This is a genomic window from Fibrobacter sp. UBA3629 (assembly GCF_002374005.1).
Taxonomy (GTDB): Bacteria; Fibrobacterota; Fibrobacteria; order Fibrobacterales; family Fibrobacteraceae; genus Fibrobacter.
In genome coordinates this window covers 1-23,593 of the sequence record NZ_DFLC01000027.1, presented here as the reverse complement: position 1 = coordinate 23,593, position 23,593 = coordinate 1, and the positions used below count along the sequence as shown (strand labels likewise).

Here is a 23,593-nt window from a genome sequence, read left to right as displayed (position 1 = left end):
AAGATCATCATCATGACCGATGCCGATGTGGACGGCTCTCACATCCAGACGCTTTTGCTCACGTTCTTCTTCCGCTACATGCGCCCGCTTATCGATGCCGGACACATCTTCCTTGCTATGCCGCCCCTCTACAAGCTCAAGGTGGGCACGAAGGACCGCTACCTGTTCGACGAAAACGAGAAGGACAAGGTAATGGCCGAGATGGAAGACAAGAAGAATGTCACCATCACGCGATTCAAGGGCCTTGGCGAAATGTCCGCCGAACAGCTGAACGACACGACCATGGATCCGAAGACGCGCCTGCTCAAGCAGTGCTACGTGGAAGACGCCGTGCTCGCCGACCAGATTTTCAGCATGCTCATGGGCGAAGACGTGGAACCGCGCCGCAAGTTTATCGAAACGAACGCCTACAAGGTCCTGAACGACCTGGATGTCTAGTCTATGACTCCTTCGAAAGCCGATTTCCAGGCAGTTCTCGGACAGGCTCGTGACCTAGTCCGTAATCAGCTGGATTTGACCGAAAAGACAATCCTGCGTGTGGCAGAGACTGCTCCTGCCGGGATTGCAGATAGGCTTCAGACTCTTTTCGAGACGAAGGGCAAGCGCATCCGTTCGACTCTTCTTTGCCTCATATCCAACTGCGGGAATGTGGCGCCCGATGCGTCCCGTGTCGCGCATGCCTGCGCAAGCGTGGAACTGTTGCACCTTGCGAGTCTCGTGCACGACGATATCATCGACGGCACGGAACTCCGGCGCGGCAAGGCTACCGCCCACAAGAAATGGGGAACGCAGGTGGCCGTTCTCGTGGGCGACTACGTGCTTTCGCAGTCGATGCGTTGCGTGATTGACGAACGGGATCGTGAAGTGCCGGTGGTTATCTCGGACGCTGCGGACAAGCTCATCGTGGGCGAAATCATGGAACTCGACCACTGCGGTGAACTCGGGCTTTCCAGGGAAACCTACAACGAGATTATCGATGCGAAGACGGCCGCGCTTATCGAGGCTGCGTCCCGCATCGGCGGTATCATGGCCGGATTCGACAAACCCCTGATTGACGAATGTGCCAAGATGGGGGCGCACTTCGGGCTCGCGTTCCAGATTATCGATGACCTGCTCGATTACGGCTACGGCTCGAAGAATCTGGACAAGGCGAAGTTCACCGACCTCTCGAACGGGCTCATTACGCTCCCGCTTCTGTATTACTTCGAGGATTGCAACGCGGATGAACGTTCCGAAATGGAATCGCTTATCAAGAGGGTCGCGACCGACGATGTCGCCGGCGAGATCCTTGCGCGACTGAATGCAAAGAAGAGTTTCGACAAGGCGAAGGCCGAAGCCCAGGAACATCTGGAACAGGCGCTGCAGATTGCGGACAAGTTCCCGAAGAACAACTTTACCGACGAGATTGTCGCCATGTTTTCGAGCATGAGCGACCGCGGGAATTAAAGATATACTCCTCGCGCTACTTCCGCCGCATCCAGAAGGCGAGGAAGACGACCACTGACAGGATACAGACCGCGATGATGCCCCAGAAGGCTATGGGCGATCCTGTAGCGGCGTCGCCGTTCATGGCGAAGGGCAACTGCACGTTCATGCCGAACAAGCTTGCGAAGAACGTCGGGAGCGATATCGAAATCGTCACGATGGTCAAGTTCTTCATCAGCTGGTTCACGTTGTTGTTGATGACGCTTGCGCGGGCGTCCATCATCGACGTCAAGATGTTTGCGTAGATGTTTGCCTGTTGCAGGCTCTGCCCGTTTTCGATCTGGATGTCTTCCAAGAGTTCGCGTTCGGCCTCGGTCCAGTTGAGGCTCCTGCCCAGCTGCAACTTGCGGAGCAAGGTGTCGTTGCTGTTGAGTGCGCTCACGTAGTAGATCAAGCCCTTGTTGAGGCTGAACATGGAAAGCAGGTACTTGTTTTCCATCGAGGTGTTTAGGCGCAGTTCGAGGTCGTCGTTGATGCGGTTGATAATGCGCAGGTGTTCGTTGAAGTGCGATATCGCATAGCTCAACACGCGGAGCACGAACGTGTTCAGGCTGTCGATTTTCGAGAAGCGGCGTTCGTCCATCACGGGAATGTCGCTGTCGGTGAGGAGCAGGATCCAGTCCTTGAAGATGAAGATGCCGAAGGATTCTACGCGGAACTGGAAGTTGTCCGCGGCAGAATAGTTCTTGGGCTTCTTGAACACTATCGTGGTGAAGTCGTCGTCGTATTCGATACGGGAAAGCTCGTCGGAGTCGAATGCGGAGGCGATGGTATGCTCGGTTATTTCGTATTCCTTGACTAGGACGCTTCGCTGTTCCTGGCTGAGGGAGCCCATGATGACGATGTCAGCTGCGTCTTCGTTCGGGGCGACTGCAATGCGGCCCGATTCGATTTTGTAATACTTGAGCATGGAGCCCCCTTTGATCGAACGGGTTCAAATATAGAAAAGCCCCGGCATTGCCGGGGCTCTTTTCAACATTTTAATTTGATTACACGCCCTTCTTGAAGCGGTTGGACCACCACAGAACAATCGGAGAGCAGATGCACACGGAGGAGTAGGTACCGATGAGGATACCAAAGCACTGCACGAGGCCGAAGTCGCGGATGGAGGAACCGCCCATCACGGCGAGAATCACGCACACGAACAAGGTCGTGAGGGAGGTCACCATGGTACGGCTGAAGCACTGGTTGATGGACTTGTTGATTGTTTCGCCGAAGTTCGCGGAACCGTAGATGGCCGTGTTTTCGCGGATGCGGTCGAAGTTCACGATCGTGTCGTTCACGGAGTAACCGATCATCGTGAGGAGCGAGGCAATCAGGGCGCCGTCGAAGGAGAGGCTGAATGCCGAGATGAAGCCGAGCGTGATGATGGTGTCGTGCACGAGGCCGAGCACGGCGGCGACACCGAAACCGAGACCGAACTTGCCGAACCGGAACCACACGTAGAGGAGGATGCCGATCCAGGCGAGGATTACGGACAAGATAGCGTTGAAGCGGAGTTCCTTGCCGATTGTCGGGCCGACGTTGTCCTTCGCGACAATGACGCATTCCTGACCGGCCTTCTTGAAGGCTTCGTTCATCTTGAGTTCGAACTGTGCGTCTTCGGAAGCGCGCATGCTAATCTGGTAGGAGTTGGCGGACGTTCCGCCGAGGGAGCGGACGCGCGTGCCATTGATGCCTGCAGCGGAGAGTGCCTTGTTGAGGTCGCTTTCGTGCTTCGCGTTATCCTGATACTGAACCGTGTAGACCTGGCCACCGGTGAAGTCGATGCTGAAGTCGAATCCCTTGACCACAATGCATGCGATGGAAGCGATGATGAGAATGGTCGAAATGAGACCGAAACGCTTGCGGTGCGGGATAATCTGGAGGTTCGCCTCGTTGATGGCCTTGATGCCGTTACCGATGGAGAGCGTCGTCGTGTCGCGCTTGGCAAGCTTCCAGTCGAGGATGGCGCGGGTAAGCGTGATGGCGCAGAAGAGCGAGGTGAGGATACCGATAGTAAGCGTAAGACCGAAACCCTTCACGGAACCGGTACCGATCTTGTAGAGGATAAGGCCGGTAAGCACGGTCGTCAAGTTGGAGTCCAAGATGGCACTGAAGGCTCGTTCGTAACCCTTGGCGACTGCCGCGCGGGCGGTGAGGCCGGCCTTGAGTTCTTCACGGATACGTTCGTAGATAATCACGTTCGCGTCGAGGGACATACCCACGACGAGGATGAAGCCCGCGATACCGGGGAGAGTGAGGGTCGCGTTGAACACGGACATCACGGCGGCGGTAACGAGGGTGTTGATGACCATGCCGAGGCTCGCGATAAGGCCGCCCAGACGGTAGTAAGCCACCATGAACACAAGGCAGAGGATGAGGCCGACAGCGCCGGAACCGAAGCCCTGGACGATGTTTTCTTCACCGAGGGTGGCACCCACGGTGCGGCTTTCGATAATTTTCATCGGGGCTTTGAGGGCGCCGGCGCGGAGCACGACGGCGAGGCGGTTTGCTTCGGCCATGTCATCGAGACCGGTAATCTGGGCGTCGCCGTTCGGGATGCGTTCGTTGATGCGCGGAGCGGAAATCACCTGGTTGTCGAGAACGATGGCCATCTGCTTGCCGACGTTCGCGGCGGTCACGGCGGAGAACTTCTTGGGACCGATGCCGCCGAACTTGAGGGTCACGGCGACTTCGCCTGCGCTCACGCCGTCAGCGAGACGGTGGGGCTGGGCGTTCACGATATCGTCACCGCCCATTTCGGCGCGGCGCTTGAGGAGGTAGAGGCGCTTGGCCTTGACCGGGGAATCGTTGCTGATCTTTTCGAGGCCGCTTCCGAACGCGAAGTTCAGGTCGCGCGGGATGAGCTTCTTGACACCGTCGAGCTCGAGGAGCTTCTTGACCTTTTCGATGTCTTCTTCGGCAATGAACCCACCGTTGGCAAAAGACATGTAGTAGGAGCTGAGGGCCTTTCCGACCTCCGTAGCCGGTGCGGCTTCTTCGGTGGCTGCCTTGGAGGAATCTTCGGCCTTCGGGGCTTCAGCTGCGGCGACCTTGCCGCCGAGGAGTTCTTCGTCGGAAAGCTGGGCCGTATCCTTTGCGGAATCCTTCGCTGCGACCGTGCTGTCCTTGGCGGCAGTGCTATCCGTCGCGGCGGAATCTGCAGTCACGTCGGAAGTCTGGCGCGTCAGGTACTGGTCGATGAGACCGACGACCTGGGGGAACCTGTCTGCTTCGGCAAGAATCTTGAATTCGAGCTTTGCGGTGGAACCCACGAGGGCCTTTGCGGTAGAGTCGTCCACGCCGGCAAGTTCGACCAGGATGCGGTCGTCGCCGGAAGGAGAAATCTGGGGTTCGGAAAGACCGTACTGGTCGACGCGGTTACGGATGATTTCCAGGGACTGGGCCTGGATGTCCTTGATGTCGTCGCCTTCCTTGAGTCCGGACTGGTCAATCTGGAGGGTGATGCTCGTACCACCCGCGAGGTCCAGACCGAAGTTGATGGACTTCGTGGCCATCTTCGGGTTTTCCTTGAGGAACGCCTTTTGTTCTTCGCCCTTCTTGGAGTGAACCTGGATGGAGGGCCATACGGTGTAGGCCGAGAGAGCAATAACAGCGAGAATGATGAATTCTCTTATGCCGAATTTATATTTGTTCATTTGTAATCCCTTAATAAGGCATTAATACGCATTTAGTTGCGGGTGCAAAGATAGAAAAAGGCGGGCGCCGCGTAAGGAAACTAGATGTAAATGTTGCCGTTTGCGTCGGCATTTTTCGTTACGGCGATGATTCCTTCAATAAGGCCTATTATGCCGGGAATGGTTGTCCAGCAGAACAGAATGTACAGAATCCCCATGCCTATCTTGCCGGCATAGAATTTATGTATGCCCAAGCCCCCCAAAAGGATGGCCAGGACTGCATAGGCGACCTGATTCACTTTGGTGCCAGCTCCTTCTGCCGGGATCTCTTGAATGCTGGTTCCGCATTTGTTGCAAAATGTGTCTGTGTTGGCAACTTCATTTCCGCATTTTGGACAAAAAGGCATAAAGCAGCTCCTTGTTGTTTACGTTTTTATTTAATTTCAAAAGATGGTTCGGGCGCATCCAGCGACACCGAAAGGGTCAAACAGTCATGGCCCGATGCGCGAACCACAGAAAAGCCGGTCCCCGTAAAATGAATTTTCAGGCTCCCGTCGCGGAGTACGGGGTTTTCGTGGCGCATGCGGGTGAGTTCGCGGATAAACTTGTAGATGGGCAGCGCCTTGCGGGCCTTCAGCTGGTCCCACGGGAATGTTCGCCTGCAGTCGGGGTCCTTGCCACCTTCCATGCCGATTTCGTCGCCGTAGTAGATGCAGGGGGCTCCGGGCATAAAGAACAGCAGGGCGAGCGCGAGCCTTATGCGTTCGGGGCTCGTGCGGGGTTGCGACGCGATGCGGGTGGTGTCGTGGCTCCCGAGCAGGTTCATCGGGGTGCCGAAGCGGTTCTCGGGGAACGCGCTGCGCACCTTTTTGCAGAATTCGCCTGTAGAAACGGGGTTCTCGTCGAAGAGGTACTGCATTACCGCCTTGCGGAACGGGTAGTTCATGACTCCGTCGAACTGGTCGCCTTTGAGCCAGCGCTCGGGATTGTCCCAGATTTCGCCCACGATGTAGGCTTCGGGGTTTATCGCCTTCACGCGCCTGCGGAATTCCTGCCAAAAACTATCGTCGTTTATTTCGTTCGGCACGTCGAGCCGCCAGCCGTCTATGCCGCGCCTGGTCCAGTATTCGGCGACGCTGAACAGGTATTCGCGAACGTCCGCGCAGTCCGTATTGAACTTCGGTAGCGCGGGGTAGTTCCACCAGCATTCGTAATTCGGCTTGCCCGAGTAGGCGTGTATGGGCCAGCTGTGCACGTGGAACCAGTCGACGTAGGGGGAATCTTCCCCGAGTTCCATGAGGCTGTTGAACTGGAAGAATCCGCGCGAGCAGTGGTTAAAGACGCCGTCCAGAATGACGCGGAGCCCGAGGGCGTGCGCCTTCTTTACAAGGTTGTCGAAATCCTTGAGCGTGCCGAGCACCGGGTCAATCTCGAAGTAGTCCACCGTATGGTAGCGGTGGTTGGAATTGCTCTTGAAAATCGGGCACAGGTAAATCGCCGTCGCACCGAAATCTGCGATGTACTTTAGTTTATCGGTAATGCCCGCGAGGTTCCCGCCGAACATGTTCGTGCGGGTGGGCTTGCTGTCCCATTGCACGAACTTGCCTACGGCACTGTATTTGGGGCTGCGGCAAAACCTATCAGGGAAAATCTGATAGAAGATGGCGTCCTTGACCCAGTCTGGCGCGAGTTTCGTTGAAGACCGGACCATGGTGCCTCTAGATGTTCCACATCGGGCGGCGCTTGCGCACGTCCACGAGCTTGCGGATTTCGGAATGGAGCGATGCGTTTGCCGTGAGTTCCTTGATGGTCACGGGAATCCTGTAGGTCCAGTTCTTGCCGCCGACCGTGCCGGGAATATTCACGCGTTCTTCTTCGGCCGGGATTTCGGAAAGGGTTGAGGAAAGCGCGAAGAAATCTTGCACAGGCAAGATGCAGAAGAGACTGTTCGACGAGAATACGTGTTCAAGGATGTTGCGCACGGCGGGCGGGGTAAGCGTCTGCGGCGCGGCACCGGATAGCTGGGCGTGTGTCCAGTAGAGGTCGCGGTCGAAATCGGGTTCTTCCCAGAGCCCGCGGAGGCTCGAGGTGTCGTGGCAACTCGTGGTGCACACGGAGAGTCTCGGGTATTCGGCCATGTCGTAGTAGGGGCTGTACGGGGCATCCCAGTTGCGGGCCCAGCGCTCGATGCGCAGCGAAAGGATATTGAGTTTCTTGAGCACGGTGGGGACGCAGTGCGGGACGGCTCCGAGGTCTTCGGCACATACCAGCATGTCGGTCTCTTTCGCGAGGACAGAGAGAAGCTTCGTCGCGTTCTGTTCCCAGAGCCCTTCCTGCGAGGCTTCGTTTTCGTGGATGATTTCCTTGAGCTTTTCCTGCTCGTTTTCGGGGAGTGTCCTGAGAACGGGCTGGTTGTACCAGTACCAGAACGGGTAGTAGTTGTTTTCGTCGCCTGCCGGGATGAAAATGCGATTCCAGTAGACCTTCAGGAGGGCATCCTTCACGTTCTGCGGTTCGTCGAGAGTCGTGATGGCGCGTTCGCTATAGAATTGCGGCTTGAGGACGAATCGCGAAGGCTCGTTGGGCAGGCTTTCGAAGTAGACGGAAACCATGTTCTCGGTCTCGTCGCCCAGGAATTCGCGGAGCTGGTCCACGGAGTAGTTCGGGCGGCGCAGGTACTCGAGTGTCTCGCGGATGAACCCGGCGGCATGCAGACGGTCCCAGGTAAGCGGGACGCAGGGATTGAAGCGTCCGAGGATGCCCGTCACTTCGTTTTCGGGGATGGACCAGATGCGGAAGAATCCGAGCACGTGGTCGATGCGGTAGGCGTGGTAGAACTTGCTCGCCTGAGCGAGGCGGTCTTTCCACCAACGGAATCCGTCCGCCTCGATGACATCCCAGCGGTAGGTGGGGAATCCCCAGTTCTGGCCGCTGTAGCTGAACATGTCGGGAGGTGCGCCCGCGCGGTCGGAAAGCGAGAAGTACTTGCGGTTCGCCCACACGTCGGCGCTGTCCTCGTTGATGAGGATGGGAATGTCTCCCTTGATGTGGATGCCGAGTTTCGAAACCTCGCTCACGGCGGCCGTGAACTGCATCTCGGCGACGTACTGCATCCAGGCCTGGAAAAGTATGTCCTTGTGGTACTTGGTCCAGAGTTTCTCGATATCGTCTGCCGTGGGATCCTTGAACTTTTTCCAGTCCTTCCAGCTCGACTCGGAATTCTGGGCCTTGAGTGTCGCGTAGGCGCAATAGGCTTTGGCCCATCCGTTCTTGTCGATCCAGTTCGAAAGGTCTTTGTCCTTCTTGAGCTCGTCGTAGCGGTTGTCGAAAATCTTGCGGAGAATGCCGCGCTTCCACGTGGATATCTTATAATAGTCGATGCGTTCTTCGCTTTCGAAACCTTCCTTGGCATCCTCGATTTCTTCCTCGAATTCGCTGGAGCCGCGGACTGACTGGATGTTGATGAACACCGGGTTCAGGGCGAATGCGCTCCGGGCGCTGTAGGGGCTCGCCTCGGCTCCGGTGTCGTTGACCGGCAAAAGCTGGATGATGTTGAAGTCGCAGAGCTTGCACCAGCCTGCGAAGGGAATGAGGTCGAGGAATTCGCCGATACCGATGTCAGCCTTGCTGCGGAGGCTGAAGAGGGGCACGGCTACGCCCGTCTGGAAGGAGGAAATATCACCGTAACGCATGCCCGAAATATAGATAAATCGGGAAAGAATATGCTATTATTCCTTGCATGAGTTGGGAATGTAGGTATTTGAGAGAGACTTTCTGTGACAAGCGGAAGCAGGAATGCTGCCCGGGTGCAAAGGGGTGCGTGCTGGAAGGCCGGTTCACGTTCCCCCTTCGAGAAAACAAGGAAAAAGTGAAAAAAACCTCGTCCAAATGAAATCTGGACGAGGTTCGCAAACTTGTTTTGCCCGAACTTTATATTAAACGCAGAATCTCTTGCGTGGTCTGCTCGGCGAAGACGTTATCTTGTACTAGACGGCGGACCTCGGTCGGGTTGATGCGCGCGTACTCGGAAAGTGCGCGGCCGATGCCGTTACGTATATAATAGTCGTCTTCCTTGGCGCAGGTGAGGCAGAACTGGCGCAGCAGCGGCCAGTCGGTACGGTCCTTGTACTGGATCTGGAAGATGATGGCGCTGCGGCGGACCCAGATGTTCGGATCGCGAATCCAGGAGGCAATCTTGCTGCGGAGTGCGGGGAGGCGGAGCGCGAGGTCTCCTAAAATGCAGGCGGCGAGCGTGTCGACCGTATCGCGCCAGGCACGGGTCTTGATAAGTTTCTTCAAGAAATTGAGATGCTGCCCCCCGAGCATTTCCTTGTGGCGGAAGAGGTAGTCGCATGCGGCGTACTGGATTTCGCGGTAGGGCTGCGACCACATGTCCTCGACCCGGGCTACCAACTCGGCGTCGTCTTTCGGCGGGTTCTTGTCGAATATGGGGTAGGTAACTTCGCGCCTTGGGACAAGACGGATCCCCAGGAAGTCAAACTGTTCGCGTGCCTTCTTGGACATCTCGTGGGATTCTTCTTCGTTAGCGATAGCGCGGAGCGCAAGTAGGATATCTTGAGTGAACCTTAACATGACGACACAAAAATAGTCCAGAAAGAATTTATTTTCTAGACCTTGACAAGCATTTTTTTTAAATTTTTTTCAGTTTTTTGAAATTTTTTGCAAAAAAAAGACAAAAAATACTCTTGACAAATCGTTTTTTTTAAGTTTTTTGGGATTATGAGCGTGAATGAAGCCGTTTATGAGCGTGCGGTAATCGAGGTTCCCCCGGAACTCCGAGGCCCGTCCAATGAGGAAATATTGCAGAGGGAGGCTAGGGAGGACACGGCCAAGCGTCGCCGTTCGGCTACTAGGCCATCCAAGCGCGAACGCCTGAGGATGAAACAGGAAAAGGGGAGGGCGGACATGCTCAGGGTGGCGCGCTCGGTTTCGGAATCTTTCGCGCGTGCCCCCGTTGCAAGGCCCGGCTTTTCGGCAAAGGTCGAACCGGCCCCGGTTCTGGATGCGGAAAGGCCGATGTCGGGCGCCCGCCGGAAGTTGGACTCGCTGTTTTCCGCGCCGCGTCCGGCAGTGGAGAAACCCGTTGTTCCAGAAACGGCTAAGGTTGTGACGGCTCCTCTACCGGTACCTTCTTCGGGGCGTGTGCTCAAGGGCTCTTTCGGAGCAAAGCCGAGCGACGCGGCCAAGGCCAAGGTCTATTCGGCGGCAGAACTCGAACGCCAGCGCATGGAAGAGCGTGCGAAGAAGATTCGTGCGGCGCTGGCTGCGAAAAACAAGGCCGCGGCCCCGGCTGTCGGTCCCGACGGACTGCCCGTGAAGCGTCCGCGTGGCCGCCCGCGCAAGAACCCGCTACCGTAGAAAACCGTATAAAAAAACCGCCTTCTTTCGAAAGCGGTTTTTTTGAGAGGCAACGATCAGACTCGAACTGATGAATAAGGCTTTTGCAGAGCCGCCCCTTACCAACTTGGGTACGTCGCCAATGTGAGCGGCAATATAGGTAAATAAACTGCTTTTGCCAAGGGGGAATGGCTAAAAAAACTAATTTTTGCCCATGTTCGGTCGATTCAAGGGCTGGCTCCTAGCTTTCGCTTGCATGTTGTGGGTCAAAAGCCTGAGGGTAAAACTCAGGTTGCCCGAGGGGTATGCCCCCGGCGTGGTCGGAAGCTGGCATCAGGACCTGCTTGCCAGTTGTGCCGCTTTCCGCGGGTCGGGAATGCATATCCTCGTCTCGGAATCTTCGGACGGGGACCTTTTTGCCCGCGTGGCGCGGCGCCTGGGATACGTGGTGACTCGCGGTTCCGATAGCCACGGCGCATTGAACGTGCGTCACCTGGTGCGGACTTTGCGGGAAGGAGGACTCGTGGGAATGGCGCTTGACGGGCCTCGCGGTCCGGCACTGCAGGTCAAGCCTGGTTCGCTGTGGCTTGCCGAAAAGGCCGAAAGGCCGTTGTGGCTTGTCGAAGCCCGCTATGGCCGCCACATGCGCCTCAAAAGCTGGGATAACTTTGTGGTTCCGTTCCCGATGACATCTATTGACATCGAAATTAAGTATTTTTGCAAAGAAAAAAGGTCCGACACCAGTCGGGAAAAGGAGTAGACATGATCGCATTGCCGCCGAAATTTGTTGCGTTTGACCTCGAAACGACAGGCCTTGTCAATACGAAGGATGAAATTGTCGAAATAGGAGCCGTGAAGTTCACCGTCGAGACGGACCCGAAAGGCTGGGTCGTCCCCAAGCTTATTTCGGAGTTCAACACGCTGGTGAACCCCAACATGATGATTCCCGAGGAGGCTTCGCGCGTGAACCATATTACCGACGCCATGGTAAAGGACGCCCCGCCGGTAGGTGAATGCCTCAAGAAGTTTACGGCCTTCTGCGGACAGGGATCCATCTTGCTTGCGCATAACGCGAACTTTGACGCGAGCTTCTTGCGCGTGGCCTACTCCAAGAACCCGCAGTTTATCCCGGGAAATCCCGTCATCGACAGCCTGGTCGTCGCCCGTACGATTTTGCCGGAACTCGAGAACCACAAGCTGGGCTACATGGCGGGCCTCTTCATGAAGCGCGGGGAATTCACGATGAAGATCGACCCCGCGAAGATGCACCGCGCCGTCTACGACTGCGAAATGCTCATGGAAGTGTTTGTCGCGCTCCTCCGCCGCCGGTTAAAGGAGAAGGACTGGGAAATGGGCAACATCATGGCGAGCATGGCCAAGTACAAGGGCGTGCCGCAGTTCATCAACAAGTAGGCGCCCGCCTTTACCGTTTCCGGGTAAAAAGAAGGGGCCGCCAAGTGCGGCCCGGAAACACAAAATACCGCCAAAGTGTCCTTTGACGGTTTTTTAGTCTCTTTATTCGAGAATTAGATGCCGAGTTCGCGGGCGACAGCCTGGATACCGCACTTGTTGATCGTGCGGAGGCCGGCGGCGCTCACGCGGAGCGTGACCCAGCGGTCTTCTTCGGGAATGTAGAAGCGCTTCTTCTGGAGGTTGGGAAGCTGCTTCATCAACTTCTTGCGGTTGGAGTGGGAAACCATGTTGCCCACGAGGCCGGCCTTGCCGGTAACTTCACAAATGCGGCTCATAATGAAACTCCGTTGTTTTTCGGACACCAATTTTAGATAAAAATGGTCGAACTGTCAAGGCTAAAGTTAGTCTTGGAGCTCTTTGGGGAGGTTAAATTTGGTCGATTCCACCAATTTTATGAAATTTTCGATGGAAATCGGCTCAAAATGGGACTTTAGCCATTCCACGACCTCCTGGACCAGCACTTCGGGTGCGGATGCCCCGCTGGATACCCCGACGGATTCGATCCCCTCGAACCACGAGAGGTCGAGGTCGTTCACGTCGGCGATGAGATGGCTCTTGATTCCCTGTTCGAGGCCGAGTTCCATGAGTCGGCTCGAATTCGAGGAATTCTTGGCGCCGACCACGAGGAGCATGTCGACCTGCTTGCAGAGGTCGAGGACGGCCGCCTGGCGGTTGCCGGTCGCGTAGCAGAGGTCGCCCGCGTTCGGGCCGATGATGTTCGGGAAACGCTTCTTCAGGGCCTCGATAATCTTGTGGGTCTCGGCAACGGAGAGCGTCGTCTGGGTGATGTAGGCGAGTTCCTTGCCTTCGGGAACGTTGACTGTGGAGACGTCCTCTTCGTTCCGGATGAGGGTGATGGCGCCTTCGGGGAGCTGCCCGAGCGTGCCTTCCACTTCGGCGTGCCCCGCATGCCCGATGAGGATGATGTGGCGCCCCGCATTGAAGTGGCGCTTCGCACTGTAGTGGACCTTGAGCACCAGCGGGCAACTTGCATCGAGCACCTTGAGGTGGCGCGCCTCGGCATCGGCGTAGATGTGTTCCGCGACCCCGTGCGCGGAGAAGATGACGACCGAGCCTTCCGGGACCTCGCTTACCTCGTCGACGAAGATGACGCCCTTTTCCCTGAGGGTGTCGACTACGAATTTGTTATGAACGATTTCGTGACGTACGTAGATGGGCGTGCCGAATTTTTCGAGGGCCTTCTCGACGATATGGATGGCGCGGTCGACTCCGGCGCAGAATCCGCGCGGTGTGGCAAGGACAATCTTTTTCATTACGTGTTTCCGTCTTGGAATTCCGGCAGGCCCCGCAGGAATTCGAGGAGCTGCCGGTAGGAATCTTGAATCTTGTTGCGTTCGTGGGCGAGGAAGGTTCCGACGAGTTTTGAATCGGGGAGCATGCGTCTCGGATAGTCGGCGGTGGTGTGCAACTGTGCGATGACACCTTCGCGGACGAGTGCCGCCGCATTTTCCTTTTGCCCTGCGGTGAAGGGCCCGATGCTGGTGGCTACACCTGCTTGTAGCGGTTCCCAAAAGTTATGGACTCCGAGTCCCCGTGCGAACGAACCTCCGACGACTGCCGTTTTCGAGATGGAAAGGACGTCGCCCGTGATGCCGAACTGGCTTACAATGGAGATGGCTCCCTTCTGCACGAGTGGCCAGTCGACAACCGTGTATTCTTCCTCGATGAGCGCCTTGCGGAATGTTTCGGCTTCTTCGGGACGCCGCGGAATCAGGACGACAGATTCCTGACGTTTGATGGAGGATTCCACCATGCGTTCGAGGCTGGTCCATTCGGAAAGGTGCATGGAGAGGAAGGCAACATCGACAGTCGGGTTTTCGACTGGCTTGAGCGGCTCGTTCTTGCGGACCCAGGGGAGGAGTTTCCAGTCGCCGCCGATGGCCGTTTTCGGGATGCGGAATTTCGAGGCCGCGTTCAGGAATCGCGAGAGGTCGTCGCCGGTCTGCATGCTTGCAAATGCAACGGGAGAAAAGTCGATCCCCGGCACGGACGCCCGGTAGCGGCCCGAGACGATGGCAACGGATGGCTTGATGTTCAGACGTCGCATGGTAGAAAGGTAGCCCGGCCAGAGCTCGTTCTCGCCGAGGATAAGCGCGATAGGCTTTACCTTCTTGGCAAAAAGACTCATGGTCGTCTGCGTGTCGGCGGGGGCGATTGAAACATCGATGTGCGACTCCGGGGCTTGCGACAGTGTCTTCTTGATGAACTCGACCACCTCCACCTTCTGCGTGGTGATGAGAATCCTGGGCAGGTTCGCGATGTCCTCTTGCAGGAACTTCGCGAGGTTCAGGAGCATCTTGCATTCCCCGAGGCTTGCCCCGTGCATCCACAGGAAGGGGCCTTCGGGCCAGGGACCGTTCAGGCGGTCGCCGATATGGAACCGTGTATTTACGGCAGGGACCTTAGCGACTGCCTTGGCGGCAGTGCCAATGGCGAATCGTGCAAAATCAATCGCGTTAAACATGTTTATCTCAGGCCGTGTAGATTTTGAGTAGAACCATTATCAAATTAAAAAATACGAACCAGAACCACGTGGAGGCATCGGCGCGGAATGCCTGTAAAACGGTGCGCGCGGGGCTGCCGCCGGAGTTGCGGCAGAAAAGCGCCTCGATATTCGCGGAACTCATCGGTGTTCTTTGGGCCCAGGCGCGCCAGGTGTCGCCGAACTTTTCTTCGAGGAAGCGGTCTTCGGCGCGGGCGAGCGCGTATTCGAAAAGGGCAATCGCAATAATGAAGATGTGAAAGAGCCCGCTCACGCCGAGGTGGAAAAAGATTGCGCCCAGCGCGATGTAGGTGTTCGACGTGTACAGCGGGTGGCGCATGTGCGCGTAGGGCCCTGTGGTAACTAGAGTGGCGGCCTCGTGCGTGGAGCCGCGCGTGTGCTGGCCTATAAACTGGCGGGCCCTGATGCGGAGCGCGATGCCCAGGACATAAAAGAGAAGCGTGCCGATGTAGGGCCCGACTTCCACCATACGGGAGTAATTTTGCGGGAACGGCGCTGCGGGGCAGGCGAGGAGTGCTATGGCGAACAGCGCGAGGATATAGCCGCGGAAGCGGTAGAGAATTTCGCTAGCCTTTCGCATGTTCCATCTCCACTACGTTGAAGCGGGACTGCGCCGTGGCGCTGAACGGGTCGTGGCTCGCCATGATGACCCACTTGCCGAGGGCGGCTGCGGTATCGAGGAATGCGAGGAGAATGCGTTCGCGGTCGTCGAGCGCGATGGCTGCCATCGGTTCGTCGAGGAGGACGGTGGGCGAGTCGCTTGCGAGTGCCCACAGGAGGGCGATGCGGGAGCGTTCCCCGCCCGAAAGGCCCTGCTTTTCGAGCAGGCGGTCGGTACCGGCGGTTCGCGCGAAGCTTGCGAGAAGGTCTGCCTTCGGGATGTTTGCGGGGTCGGAGACGCCCGCAGATTTCGGGCTTTTTTCGGGTGCCGAGCTGCCCGCGAATTTCACGCTGTTAAGTTGTTCTATAAGCAGGCGGCGGGGCGGGAGTTCCAGGTCTTGCGGGATAAAGAACACGTTTGCGGGCGTCGCGGCGTCCCACTCCTCGAGGCCTGCAAGCAGGCGCAATAGGGTCGATTTCCCGATGCCGTTCTGCCCGCGTAAAAGTACGGGCTTCTCTCTGGACAAAGTAATCCCGAAATCGCGATAGACCTGCGTACCGCACCCCTCGTAGGTGAAGTTCCCATGCGCGATTACAATGCTGTCGTCATTGCGAGCCTCGGAGAGGCGTGGCAATCTCGAACCCGCCTCCAGACCGCGCGCCTCCTGTTCACACGCTGCTCGCATCGGCAACCCCTCGAATTCCTCCAGCACGTCGCAGGCGCTCGCGGCGGCCCGGAACTGCGGCACGGCGCGGGCACATTCTTTCACCGGCTTGTAGCAGAGCAACAGCGCCGAGCAGAACAGCACGAGCCCCGTGCCGTCCATCCACCCGCGGGCGATAAGCATCGCGCAGAATGCGAGAACCGCGACCATCGCCACCACCGAGAGCGTCTCCATCGCGATGGAAAGCGCATTCTTGCGGATGCTCGCGTCTAGCCCCTTGCGGTTGAGCGTGCCTGCCTCTTCCGATACCTCGCGGGCAAGGTGCTCGATTTCGGCATTGCCGCTCCAGTTGCGGTATAGCCTGCGGGCGGTATTCAGCGAAAGCCTAAAGTTCGACCGCGCGTACAGGAGCGATTCTTCTTGCGGGCCGAGCGCGTGGAGCCTGCGCTGCATCCAGGCGACAAACGGCACCACCGCTGCAAACAGGAACAGCGTGAGCGGCCATGAAATGTACAGGAGCACCGGCAAGAAGATGGCGAGCTGCAAAAGCGCCTGCACCAGCTGGAAATACGCCCCGGCGTTGCTCTGGAGCGAGAGCGTCGCCTCGTAGGCGGCCTCTACCTTCGCGTCGCCCGAACCGTCGTGGAAAAGCCGGGGCGAAAGCATGCGGATGCGCCCGAGGAACCACTCGGTGACGTTTTTCCCGGTATTGAACAGGAATGTCTCGGAATTGCGGGCCTTCGCGAACATGAACACCAGGCGGAGTGCGGCGAGAAGGGCCATCAGGCCTGCCCATTCCCAGAGGGTAAACGGCGAACTGCCCTCGAGCAGCCCCATGAACGAGCGGATGCCCCACAGGAGCCCCGCGTCGGCGAGGCTTGCCATGAAAGCGAGCGGCAAATACTGCAAAATCCCGCGCAAAAGGGACTTTTTTAGCCTTTTTTTGATGTTCACCGGAAAAAAATACAAAAAATGTCGTTCGGCCCCCTTTACAAAATCGCCCGATTAACTATATTTGGCCCTACATAAGACGCCCCTATCGTCTAGTGGCCCAGGACTCGGGATTTTCATTCCCGCAACAGCGGTTCGAAACCGCTTGGGGGTACGAAAGAAACCAATCGAAAGATTGGTTTCTTTCTTTTTTGGTTGCGCTTAGTTAAAGAAGTTCAACAAAGCGCTCGCCGAAAGACGGAACTTTGTCTACAATTCCAGAGCTTTCAAGTAGTCCTTTCAACGGTTCAAAATGCGGAGTATATTTTCTTCCGCACATTGGCTGCAGAAAGCCAACCGCCCTGTTCGGCGGAACGTTCTCCATCGGCGAGAGCCTCCTGGAGTTTCAAGACGGCTCTTTTCTGCTTCGAGTCTGCCGTAATCCTATCAATGGTCGATGTTGGTTTTATCATCACGCTTCAAATCTATTTTCATGTTGTTTCATAGTCAAGAGATGGGTTGTCTTATACTGAAAAAAGTTGACACTACTCAAAAAAGCAGGAGTAGTGCCAATGAAGACAAAACAGGTAATAAAGAGAGTCGCGGAATACGACCAGTTCGGATATCCCCGATGGACTAGCGTTACCACCGAAAAGCGCATCTTCGACGACGAAGACAAAATGGCGGTTGTCGCCGAATACCAGGCGGGAAAGATGACTGCGGCACAAATCGTCGAGAAGTACCACCTAAGCAGCAGGCAGGTCCTATTCAACTGGATGGACCGCTACCTGCGCGAAGAATCGCTATCTTTGGGGGCAAGCGAGGCTGAAGACATGGCCAAGGACCCCGAAGAAAGGATACGCGAGCTTGAACTCGAGAACCGTCGCCTGCAGAAGGCGCTGGATACCGAGACGCTGCGCGCGAAGGCCTTCGACACCATGATAGAGCTTGCCGAGAGCAAGTTCAACATACCCATCAGAAAAAAATCTGGCACCAAACGGTAGCCCTGCTACGCAGGAGGCTCCCGGGCACATCCCTGGATGCCCTCTGCGGGCTGTTTGGTTATAGCAGGCAGGCGTTCTACAAGCGAAGCGACAATGACTTCGCGGGCGACGCGATGGAGTGCGTGGTCCTGGACGCGGCACGCCGTTACCGCAAGGACAACCCCGGACTTGGCTGCGCGAAACTGCACAGGATCATCTCGGCCAGCATGGGGGCTCCGGACATGATGGGCCGGGACTCGTTCGTGGAGCTGCTCCGGGAAAACGACCTCATGGTGCGACTGAAGCGGCGCAGGCGCTACAGGACGACGAACTCGGAACACAACTACAGGAAGTACCCGAACCTGATCGCAGGCGTAGTCCCGAACCGTCCGAACCAGATATGGGTCGCGGACATCACCTACGTGGAAAACGACGAGGGCGTGTGCTACCTGTCACTGGTGACGGACGCCTACTCGCACAAGATCGTTGGCTGGGCGCTTGGCCCGACGCTGGAAACACGCTATCCGCTAAAGGCGCTGCTCATGGCGCTGGGCACGATCCCGCTCGAACACGCCCACGCCCTGATACACCACTCCGACAGGGGCAGCCAATACTGCAGCCACGAATATGTGGGAGTGCTCAAGAAACTCAACATAGGCATCAGCATGACACAAAGCGGCGATCCGCTGGAGAACGCCGTCGCGGAACGCGCAAACGGCATCCTGAAAACTGAATGGCTGTACAAGATGAAGTTCGCAACACGCAAGGAGTGCCAGGCCGAACTCGAGAGAATAATCCCGTTCTACAACGGTGAACGGCCCCACATGAGCATCGGGATGCAGACTCCTAACGAAGCGCACGGTCAAGAGGGACCGCAAAAAAGGTGCTGGAAGACGCCCCGCGAACGTCGCGAGGCAGGCAAAAAGATATCTTTGGATGAAGAAGGCCCAGTCGGCAGTGACAACCAAGTCGGTTGAACTGTCAACCGGGATCGATATACCGGGAAAAAGGTGTAAACCAAGTCAGAGAAACTGTCAACCCGGTCAGTAAAATCACCTAAGAAGTGTCAACCTTTTTCAGTGATGGTCAGGTTATGTCGTGAAAAATCTTGCGCTTTTGGCTCGATTTATGGGAAGTTTAAAAATGTATTGCATTTGTGCGGACAATTATATATATTAAAAATATGAACAAGACTGCAAATTTATACGCTCGCATTGAGCCCGATGTCAAGGAACAGGCCGAAAGCGTCCTGGAAACCCTCGGCATATCCGTTTCCAGCGCCATCAACATGTTTTATAAGCAGATTATTCTGCAACAGGGAATTCCCTTCGAGGTGAAGTTGCCTAAGGCTCCCGAAAACGCAGCCAAATGGTCAAAAGAACGTCTCGATGTGGAACTTGAGAAGGGGTACAACGATATGCTGAAAGGCCGCACCCGCCCTGCCGCGATGGTTCTTTCCGACGTCAAGAAGAAATATAAGGTATGAATTTTGAAGTCCATTTTTCTTCCGCTGCGCAGGCAGACATCGATCAAATCTTTGACTATATCAGCATAGCGCTTTGTTCGCCTGTCGCTGCCAAGAATCTAATGGCAAAATTTCAGGAATCGGTAAACACGTTATCCGATTTTCCCGACGCCTTTGCCTTATGCCAAGATGAACCTTGGATTTTGCGTGAAGTACGTACAATGCCAGTCGGGAATTACCGACTATTTTATCATGTCAATCATGACATGCAGAAAGTCGTTATATTGCGTGTCTTTTATTGCAGACAAGAAGCGAAGTAGTCATAATGCGTACTTGAAAAAATTTTCCGGGCAGAATAGGTTATATTTATAAGTGGCGGCTGTTTAGGCCAAGGTGTAGATAATATGATGGAATTCTTTGAAATTAGACGGAACATGTTTTCGAGAATGATGTTTTTCTGCAAAACTCTATTTTACAACAACTAAAACGTTAAAACTTTTTATTGCTATTTTGAAATGGAGAATAATTGTGTTTTTTTATAATAAATTTACAACATTTGGGAAGTGAATAATTTATACAATGGATAATCTAGAAATTTAAAGTAGTCTACATGAATAAATTAAGAAAAAAAATACTTGTGATAGCCACAATTCCTATAGGAGTAGTTCTTCTTTGTCCTTTATTTCTTTTGGGTTTAACAAAGTTGTTTGAATTAGACGATAGATGGCGAAAGGAAGAATTTTCAAGCCTTTTTCAAAAAGAAACTCGTACATTTGACGAATTACAGGAGTTTATTCTAGATACAATAAGATACAATGAAAAAACAATTACAATATATGGGTTTAAAGAAAAAAAGCCAATCTTGTTGCTGTCTTTAGATGACGGTAAAACTTGGAAAATGACAAATACAAGTTTGAATGAAAATATTCTCTTCAGCGATGATTCTGATAAATGGAACTATTGGGGAATGGGAATGATAGAAGGAAAAATTGGAGAAATTTATGTAAACAAACTTGATTCTTTTTTGAAGAGTCCGAATTTTTTGCTGGAAAAGAGAAAAAAATACTATCTGAACAACCTTTGCAGTACCGACGCGGTATATGCGCAAAAAGAAAAAAATTGGATTGTTTGTGGATATGACGAATACGCCTCATCTACATATGAAGTTCGTATTTTGCATAGAAACAGAGACGGATTTCATATTTTTAGTACTATTCCTTACAAGAGACATATATGGCTTTCTGATGCTTTAAATCCATCTGATTTTTATGTTAAAGATTCTCTAATGGCCGGAATATTTAAATTTAGGGTGGGAGCCGGTCGTTGGTTTCATTATTTGTACTATAGTATTGATGCAGGAAAAACATGGCGGAATGAAAAAATTCCATCTTTTGATAAAGAACGTTTGGCCGTTATAAAAAATAATATTATTGTTCTTGGGGTAAACTATTCTTATAATGAAAAAAAAGGAAAGGTCATCATTCTCACGATGCCGATACCGAAAAAATAATCCTATAGAAGATGAAAAAGCCTGTAGCCATAATAATTTCCATTGGCGCCCTTGCGGTGCTATTGTTCGTTCTTCTGGTTATTCAATCTAATTGTGTGGGCAACTACTATATGACAAAGATTGATCCGGTATATATAATTCCGAACGAATCCAGCATGTGCAGGTTTGAAGTGAACCAAATGAACAACGGCTCTGGCGACTGGTGGATTTATGCTCAGGATGATTCAAATTATTACTTCTTTCTCGGATACGATTCGCTGCCTTACATTGTATTTTCAAGGAGCACGGCGGAAAAATGTATAGGATTCGATAAAGTTAATGTTGACACGTGGTGTGGAATTGATACGAACGAAATTGTATTTCAAGTTAAATACAGAAACATAAAGGCAAAAGACTCGACCGTTATTTATGCGGAACGTCTGGACGGTCGTGATACAATATGTTGTGATGACAATTCATGTAAGTGTGCAATGTGCCGTTTGCATAGGAATGATTACAAGCGTTATTGTGAGACGGACTCTGATTCTTGTGAAACGGTTATTTTTAAAATAAAGTTTAGGGACATGAAGGCTCGATATAGTTGCGAGGGACCGCCAGAAGAATGTGTTTGTGATGATACTGTTGTATTTATATTTCCTTTAGATTCTTCCGTAGTGATTAAAACACCGATGCCGAAGAATACAGAAGGTACATGGAACTGTAAGCATTAATTCTTTATGACTTCGAAGAAAGAGTACATATTTATCGCGGGGACTTATACTCTCATTCAATCTATTGCCGTTGGATGTTTTATGGTGCATGCGGCCATTGCCAACAATCCGCAGGGAGAGTTTTATTCGGAATCAGGTGTTGCTTGGGGCGAAATAGCGGCTGTTTTTGTGTCTTGGTTTGTTGGAAATGTTGCTTTTTGTTCGGTGATATTCGCACTTGTTTTCTTTATAAAGTATATTACAAGAAGATGACAAGGTCTACATTCATAAAATTTTTTCTCGGCACCCTTGCAGCGGTCTCCTTTTTGGGTTCACTTGTACTCACGTTTCTTGCGCTGCTTATTCCGCTGCGCCCGTATGACTGGGGCCCTCCTGACGGTCTCTCTTTGCAGACTGATGACGATTGTGCCTGCTTTATTTTTGTGTCGTGTTTTTTAAGTACATTTCTATTGGGGATCTCTTTGATGAGTTTGAAATTCGCGAAAATTGGCATTTCCAAGAAAATGGCGACTAAAATCGTGTATATGTTTTGGATTGTAGTCACGCTGGCAAGAATGTTTTACGTGCTCCCATATTATCATGGTTGATTATGAAAAAAAAGAGTCCGCATGCGCGAACTCTTTTTTAATTTGTCTATAAGACTTACTTGAGCGTGCTGACCTGCACGTCCCAGCTCTGGTTGCCAAGGGCAATGCGGTAGGTGCTCGTTGCACCGGCCTTCATGTTCTTGGTGTCGACAGCCGGAGCGGCGTTCGGGTCCTTCTTCGGCACGCCAATGTGGCGGTTGCCCTTGAGGAACTCGATACCCTTGTTGCCGGCCTTCGTCTGGAGGCAGCCCGTGATGAAGATGGTCTCGTCGGTAACCGGCAGGCCATTTTCTTCGAGGAGCTTCTTCGCAGCCGGGATGCCCGGTTCGAGGATTTCTTCGGCACACTGGATGCCCGGGTAGGCTTCCTTGAACGGTTTCATGTTGAACTGGTCGGCAGCAATCTTCACGAGCTCCGGATCCGGTTCGCACGGGGTCTTGCCCTGGTAACCGAGGAGCATCTTGCCGTAGCCTTCCGTCATCTTGAACCACGTACCGCGGCCTGCGGCCTGGTTCAGGGTGTTCATGTAGGCCTGCTGGAAGTAGAACTGGGAAACCGGCGTCACAGAAGAGGCAAAGCCACCGCGACGTACGCATTCGCTCATGTTCTCGATAACCTTCGGGAACAGGTGGAAGGTCTTGGTTTCGCGCATCATGAGGGTGTTGGCGGTAAGAGCGCCACCCGGCATGGGGCTGAAGATCACGTCGGTCGTAATCTGGCGTGCTTCAGGCGGGAAGTTGTAGTCCTTGAGGCATTCAACGGCGACGTTGTTTGCTTCCATGAGTTCCGGAATGTGATCGTCGACGATGCTGTCTTCACCGAGGGCGAGCTTGTATTCCGTGCCCTTGAGGGCGTGGAACATGGAGAACAGGTCGGGCTGAGCCGTACCGCCGGAGAGCGGCTTGCGGCCGAGGTCGACGCCATCGGCGCCACCTTCGATAGCGGCCTTGTACTGGGCCACACCGGTACCGCAGGTGTCATGGCTGTGGATGCGGAGTTCCACCTTGTCGCCGAGGAGCTTACGGGCGCGCTTGAAGGTCTCGTAAACCTTGGTCGGGTTCGTGGTACCGGAAGCGTCCTTGAAGCAAACGGAAGCGAACGGAACGCCCGCGTCCAGGATGTTGCGGAGGATGCGTTCGTAGAATTCCGGGTTGTGGGCGGCGTTGAGGTCGCATCCCGGAGGCAGTTCCATCATGGTCACGACGACTTCGTGTTCCAGACCGGCGTCGGTAATGCACTTGCCGGAGTAGATGAGGTTGTTCACGTCGTTGAGGGCGTCAAAGTTACGGATGCGGGTCATGCCGTGCTTCTTGAACATGTCGGCATGGAGCTTGATCATGTCGCGCGGCTGCGGGGCGAGGGCCACCACGTTGATACCGCGGGCGAGGGTCTGCAGGCGGACGTTCGGGCCCACGACGCGACGGAATTCGTCCATCATGTCGAAGGCGTCTTCGCCGCAGTTCTGGTAAAGGGCCTGGAAACGGGCGCCACCACCAGCTTCAAAGTGGGTGATGCCGGCCTTGCAGGCAGCTTCGACGGCGGGCATGAAGTCCTTCGCGAAGACACGGGCACCGAAAATAGACTGGAAACCATCGCGGAACGAGGTATCCTGGAACTTGATCTTTTTCATAGTGTTTCCTTGTGGGATAAATCCCTTGTTTTACTGTACAATAAAATACGGGG

Annotated in this window: 25 protein-coding genes and 2 tRNA genes; 13 read left to right on the top strand and 14 right to left on the bottom strand. The window is 54.3% G+C overall.

Features of this window, described 5'->3' with window-relative positions; genetic code table 11:
• On the top strand, positions 1 to 438 hold a 438-nt coding region (locus tag B2310_RS08795), incomplete at its 5' end, for a toprim domain-containing protein (RefSeq protein WP_290730617.1).
• Between the two features lie 3 nt (positions 439 to 441).
• A complete protein-coding gene (locus B2310_RS08790) occupies positions 442 to 1,446 on the top strand; it encodes a polyprenyl synthetase family protein (RefSeq protein ID WP_173365678.1) in 1,005 nt (334 codons plus the stop codon).
• Positions 1,447 to 1,462: 16 nt separating this feature from the next.
• Here the strand turns inward: B2310_RS08790 and B2310_RS08785 are convergent, their stop codons facing one another.
• From B2310_RS08785 to B2310_RS08760, 6 genes are all read right to left on the bottom strand, one after another.
• Entirely contained in the window at positions 1,463 to 2,395 is a 933-nt protein-coding gene (locus tag B2310_RS08785; protein WP_173365677.1) for a magnesium transporter CorA family protein, read from the bottom strand.
• Positions 2,396 to 2,474: 79 nt separating this feature from the next.
• Entirely contained in the window at positions 2,475 to 5,126 is a 2,652-nt protein-coding gene (gene secD / locus B2310_RS08780) for a protein translocase subunit SecD (RefSeq protein WP_173381412.1), read from the bottom strand.
• Positions 5,127 to 5,206: 80 nt separating this feature from the next.
• On the bottom strand, positions 5,207 to 5,512 hold the full coding sequence (locus B2310_RS08775) for a TM2 domain-containing protein (RefSeq protein WP_290724634.1): 306 nt from the start codon (positions 5,510 to 5,512) through the stop codon (positions 5,207 to 5,209).
• Positions 5,513 to 5,538: 26 nt separating this feature from the next.
• On the bottom strand, positions 5,539 to 6,816 hold the full coding sequence (locus tag B2310_RS08770) for a glycoside hydrolase family 13 protein (RefSeq protein ID WP_290730612.1): 1,278 nt from the start codon (positions 6,814 to 6,816) through the stop codon (positions 5,539 to 5,541).
• Positions 6,817 to 6,823: 7 nt separating this feature from the next.
• Positions 6,824 to 8,797: a 4-alpha-glucanotransferase gene (locus B2310_RS08765; RefSeq protein WP_290724630.1), complete on the bottom strand. Its 1,974-nt coding sequence runs from the start codon at positions 8,795 to 8,797 to the stop codon at positions 6,824 to 6,826.
• A gap of 238 nt (positions 8,798 to 9,035) precedes the next feature.
• Positions 9,036 to 9,698 (bottom strand): DNA alkylation repair protein, encoded by a 663-nt coding sequence (locus tag B2310_RS08760; protein WP_173365672.1) that lies wholly within the window; start codon positions 9,696 to 9,698, stop codon positions 9,036 to 9,038.
• A gap of 147 nt (positions 9,699 to 9,845) precedes the next feature.
• On the opposite strand from B2310_RS08760, the gene B2310_RS08755 reads away from it, so the two are divergent.
• Entirely contained in the window at positions 9,846 to 10,484 is a 639-nt protein-coding gene (locus B2310_RS08755) for a hypothetical protein (RefSeq protein ID WP_290730609.1), read from the top strand.
• A 47-nt stretch (positions 10,485 to 10,531) separates the two neighbouring features.
• Here the strand turns inward: B2310_RS08755 and B2310_RS08750 are convergent.
• Positions 10,532 to 10,604: transfer RNA gene (locus B2310_RS08750), tRNA-Cys, on the bottom strand.
• A 115-nt stretch (positions 10,605 to 10,719) separates the two neighbouring features.
• Between B2310_RS08750 and B2310_RS08745 the strand changes: the two genes are divergently transcribed.
• Positions 10,720 to 11,223 carry a lysophospholipid acyltransferase family protein gene (locus B2310_RS08745; RefSeq protein WP_290730605.1) on the top strand — a complete coding sequence of 168 codons (504 nt, stop codon included), beginning with the start codon at positions 10,720 to 10,722 and terminating at the stop codon, positions 11,221 to 11,223.
• 2 nt (positions 11,224 to 11,225) lie between these two features.
• The gene (locus B2310_RS08740) at positions 11,226 to 11,876 is read left to right on the top strand and encodes a 3'-5' exonuclease (RefSeq protein WP_290730604.1); all 651 of its coding nucleotides are present in this window, start codon (positions 11,226 to 11,228) and stop codon (positions 11,874 to 11,876) included.
• A 113-nt stretch (positions 11,877 to 11,989) separates the two neighbouring features.
• Here B2310_RS08740 and rpmB read toward each other — a convergent pair whose 3' ends face one another.
• The 5 genes from rpmB to B2310_RS08715 all read right to left on the bottom strand — a co-directional run bounded on the left by rpmB (position 11,990) and on the right by B2310_RS08715 (position 16,679).
• Complete coding sequence (gene rpmB, locus B2310_RS08735) at positions 11,990 to 12,211, bottom strand: 50S ribosomal protein L28 (protein ID WP_173318737.1); 222 nt, start codon at positions 12,209 to 12,211, stop codon at positions 11,990 to 11,992.
• A 66-nt stretch (positions 12,212 to 12,277) separates the two neighbouring features.
• Complete coding sequence (gene ispH, locus B2310_RS08730) at positions 12,278 to 13,210, bottom strand: 4-hydroxy-3-methylbut-2-enyl diphosphate reductase (RefSeq protein ID WP_173365667.1); 933 nt, start codon at positions 13,208 to 13,210, stop codon at positions 12,278 to 12,280.
• Positions 13,210 to 14,421, bottom strand: a complete 1,212-nt coding sequence (locus B2310_RS08725; RefSeq protein WP_290730601.1) for a 3-deoxy-D-manno-octulosonic acid transferase — start codon at positions 14,419 to 14,421, stop codon at positions 13,210 to 13,212. Before B2310_RS08725 ends, ispH begins: the two co-directional genes overlap by 1 nt.
• A 7-nt stretch (positions 14,422 to 14,428) precedes the next feature.
• Complete coding sequence (locus tag B2310_RS08720) at positions 14,429 to 15,040, bottom strand: methyltransferase family protein (RefSeq protein ID WP_290730598.1); 612 nt, start codon at positions 15,038 to 15,040, stop codon at positions 14,429 to 14,431.
• Positions 15,027 to 16,679 carry an ABC transporter ATP-binding protein gene (locus B2310_RS08715; protein WP_290730596.1) on the bottom strand — a complete coding sequence of 551 codons (1,653 nt, stop codon included), beginning with the start codon at positions 16,677 to 16,679 and terminating at the stop codon, positions 15,027 to 15,029. Before B2310_RS08715 ends, B2310_RS08720 begins: the two co-directional genes overlap by 14 nt.
• A gap of 78 nt (positions 16,680 to 16,757) precedes the next feature.
• Between B2310_RS08715 and B2310_RS08710 the strand changes: the two genes are divergently transcribed.
• Positions 16,758 to 16,830 (top strand) — tRNA-Glu (locus B2310_RS08710).
• 133 nt (positions 16,831 to 16,963) lie between these two features.
• On the opposite strand, the gene B2310_RS08705 is transcribed toward B2310_RS08710, so the two are convergent.
• Positions 16,964 to 17,128 (bottom strand): hypothetical protein, encoded by a 165-nt coding sequence (locus tag B2310_RS08705; protein WP_290730593.1) that lies wholly within the window; start codon positions 17,126 to 17,128, stop codon positions 16,964 to 16,966.
• Positions 17,129 to 17,227: 99 nt separating this feature from the next.
• On the opposite strand from B2310_RS08705, the gene B2310_RS08700 reads away from it, so the two are divergent.
• The 7 genes from B2310_RS08700 (at position 17,228) to B2310_RS08670 (ending at position 21,575) form a co-directional block, all read left to right on the top strand.
• Positions 17,228 to 17,659 carry a transposase gene (locus B2310_RS08700; RefSeq protein ID WP_173382217.1) on the top strand — a complete coding sequence of 144 codons (432 nt, stop codon included), beginning with the start codon at positions 17,228 to 17,230 and terminating at the stop codon, positions 17,657 to 17,659.
• A complete protein-coding gene (locus tag B2310_RS08695; RefSeq protein ID WP_349678257.1) occupies positions 17,641 to 18,615 on the top strand; it encodes an IS3 family transposase in 975 nt (324 codons plus the stop codon). The genes B2310_RS08700 and B2310_RS08695 overlap by 19 nt, the downstream gene beginning before the upstream one ends.
• 206 nt (positions 18,616 to 18,821) lie before the next feature.
• Positions 18,822 to 19,124, top strand: a complete 303-nt coding sequence (locus B2310_RS08690; protein WP_290730590.1) for a type II toxin-antitoxin system RelB/DinJ family antitoxin — start codon at positions 18,822 to 18,824, stop codon at positions 19,122 to 19,124.
• Positions 19,121 to 19,423: a type II toxin-antitoxin system RelE/ParE family toxin gene (locus tag B2310_RS08685; RefSeq protein WP_290730586.1), complete on the top strand. Its 303-nt coding sequence runs from the start codon at positions 19,121 to 19,123 to the stop codon at positions 19,421 to 19,423. The genes B2310_RS08690 and B2310_RS08685 overlap by 4 nt, the downstream gene beginning before the upstream one ends.
• 290 nt (positions 19,424 to 19,713) lie before the next feature.
• Positions 19,714 to 20,613 (top strand): enterotoxin domain protein, encoded by a 900-nt coding sequence (locus B2310_RS08680; protein WP_290730583.1) that lies wholly within the window; start codon positions 19,714 to 19,716, stop codon positions 20,611 to 20,613.
• An 11-nt stretch (positions 20,614 to 20,624) separates the two neighbouring features.
• Positions 20,625 to 21,323: a hypothetical protein gene (locus B2310_RS08675; protein WP_290730580.1), complete on the top strand. Its 699-nt coding sequence runs from the start codon at positions 20,625 to 20,627 to the stop codon at positions 21,321 to 21,323.
• A 6-nt stretch (positions 21,324 to 21,329) separates the two neighbouring features.
• A complete protein-coding gene (locus B2310_RS08670; protein ID WP_290730577.1) occupies positions 21,330 to 21,575 on the top strand; it encodes a hypothetical protein in 246 nt (81 codons plus the stop codon).
• Between the two features lie 390 nt (positions 21,576 to 21,965).
• On the opposite strand, the gene B2310_RS08665 is transcribed toward B2310_RS08670, so the two are convergent.
• Positions 21,966 to 23,540, bottom strand: coding sequence for a biotin attachment protein (locus tag B2310_RS08665; protein ID WP_290730574.1), 1,575 nt, complete (start codon positions 23,538 to 23,540; stop codon positions 21,966 to 21,968).
• Between the last annotated feature and the right edge of the window lie 53 nt (positions 23,541 to 23,593).

What these genes read in the sequence shown, in the direction of transcription:
- B2310_RS08790 (WP_173365678.1), top strand. Translation starts at nt 442, where the DNA reads ATGACTCCTTCGAAAGCCGATTTCCAGGCAGTTCTCGGACAGGCTCGT.
- B2310_RS08785 (WP_173365677.1), bottom strand. Translation starts at nt 2,395, where the DNA reads ATGCTCAAGTATTACAAAATCGAATCGGGCCGCATTGCAGTCGCCCCG.
- secD (WP_173381412.1), bottom strand. Translation starts at nt 5,126, where the DNA reads ATGAACAAATATAAATTCGGCATAAGAGAATTCATCATTCTCGCTGTT.
- B2310_RS08775 (WP_290724634.1), bottom strand. Translation starts at nt 5,512, where the DNA reads ATGCCTTTTTGTCCAAAATGCGGAAATGAAGTTGCCAACACAGACACA.
- B2310_RS08770 (WP_290730612.1), bottom strand. Translation starts at nt 6,816, where the DNA reads ATGGTCCGGTCTTCAACGAAACTCGCGCCAGACTGGGTCAAGGACGCC.
- B2310_RS08765 (WP_290724630.1), bottom strand. Translation starts at nt 8,797, where the DNA reads ATGCGTTACGGTGATATTTCCTCCTTCCAGACGGGCGTAGCCGTGCCC.
- B2310_RS08760 (WP_173365672.1), bottom strand. Translation starts at nt 9,698, where the DNA reads ATGTTAAGGTTCACTCAAGATATCCTACTTGCGCTCCGCGCTATCGCT.
- B2310_RS08755 (WP_290730609.1), top strand. Translation starts at nt 9,846, where the DNA reads ATGAGCGTGAATGAAGCCGTTTATGAGCGTGCGGTAATCGAGGTTCCC.
- B2310_RS08745 (WP_290730605.1), top strand. Translation starts at nt 10,720, where the DNA reads ATGTTGTGGGTCAAAAGCCTGAGGGTAAAACTCAGGTTGCCCGAGGGG.
- B2310_RS08740 (WP_290730604.1), top strand. Translation starts at nt 11,226, where the DNA reads ATGATCGCATTGCCGCCGAAATTTGTTGCGTTTGACCTCGAAACGACA.
- rpmB (WP_173318737.1), bottom strand. Translation starts at nt 12,211, where the DNA reads ATGAGCCGCATTTGTGAAGTTACCGGCAAGGCCGGCCTCGTGGGCAAC.
- ispH (WP_173365667.1), bottom strand. Translation starts at nt 13,210, where the DNA reads ATGAAAAAGATTGTCCTTGCCACACCGCGCGGATTCTGCGCCGGAGTC.
- B2310_RS08725 (WP_290730601.1), bottom strand. Translation starts at nt 14,421, where the DNA reads ATGTTTAACGCGATTGATTTTGCACGATTCGCCATTGGCACTGCCGCC.
- B2310_RS08720 (WP_290730598.1), bottom strand. Translation starts at nt 15,040, where the DNA reads ATGCGAAAGGCTAGCGAAATTCTCTACCGCTTCCGCGGCTATATCCTC.
- B2310_RS08705 (WP_290730593.1), bottom strand. Translation starts at nt 17,128, where the DNA reads ATGATAAAACCAACATCGACCATTGATAGGATTACGGCAGACTCGAAG.
- B2310_RS08700 (WP_173382217.1), top strand. Translation starts at nt 17,228, where the DNA reads ATGAAGACAAAACAGGTAATAAAGAGAGTCGCGGAATACGACCAGTTC.
- B2310_RS08690 (WP_290730590.1), top strand. Translation starts at nt 18,822, where the DNA reads ATGAACAAGACTGCAAATTTATACGCTCGCATTGAGCCCGATGTCAAG.
- B2310_RS08685 (WP_290730586.1), top strand. Translation starts at nt 19,121, where the DNA reads ATGAATTTTGAAGTCCATTTTTCTTCCGCTGCGCAGGCAGACATCGAT.
- B2310_RS08680 (WP_290730583.1), top strand. Translation starts at nt 19,714, where the DNA reads ATGAATAAATTAAGAAAAAAAATACTTGTGATAGCCACAATTCCTATA.
- B2310_RS08675 (WP_290730580.1), top strand. Translation starts at nt 20,625, where the DNA reads ATGAAAAAGCCTGTAGCCATAATAATTTCCATTGGCGCCCTTGCGGTG.
- B2310_RS08670 (WP_290730577.1), top strand. Translation starts at nt 21,330, where the DNA reads ATGACTTCGAAGAAAGAGTACATATTTATCGCGGGGACTTATACTCTC.
- B2310_RS08665 (WP_290730574.1), bottom strand. Translation starts at nt 23,540, where the DNA reads ATGAAAAAGATCAAGTTCCAGGATACCTCGTTCCGCGATGGTTTCCAG.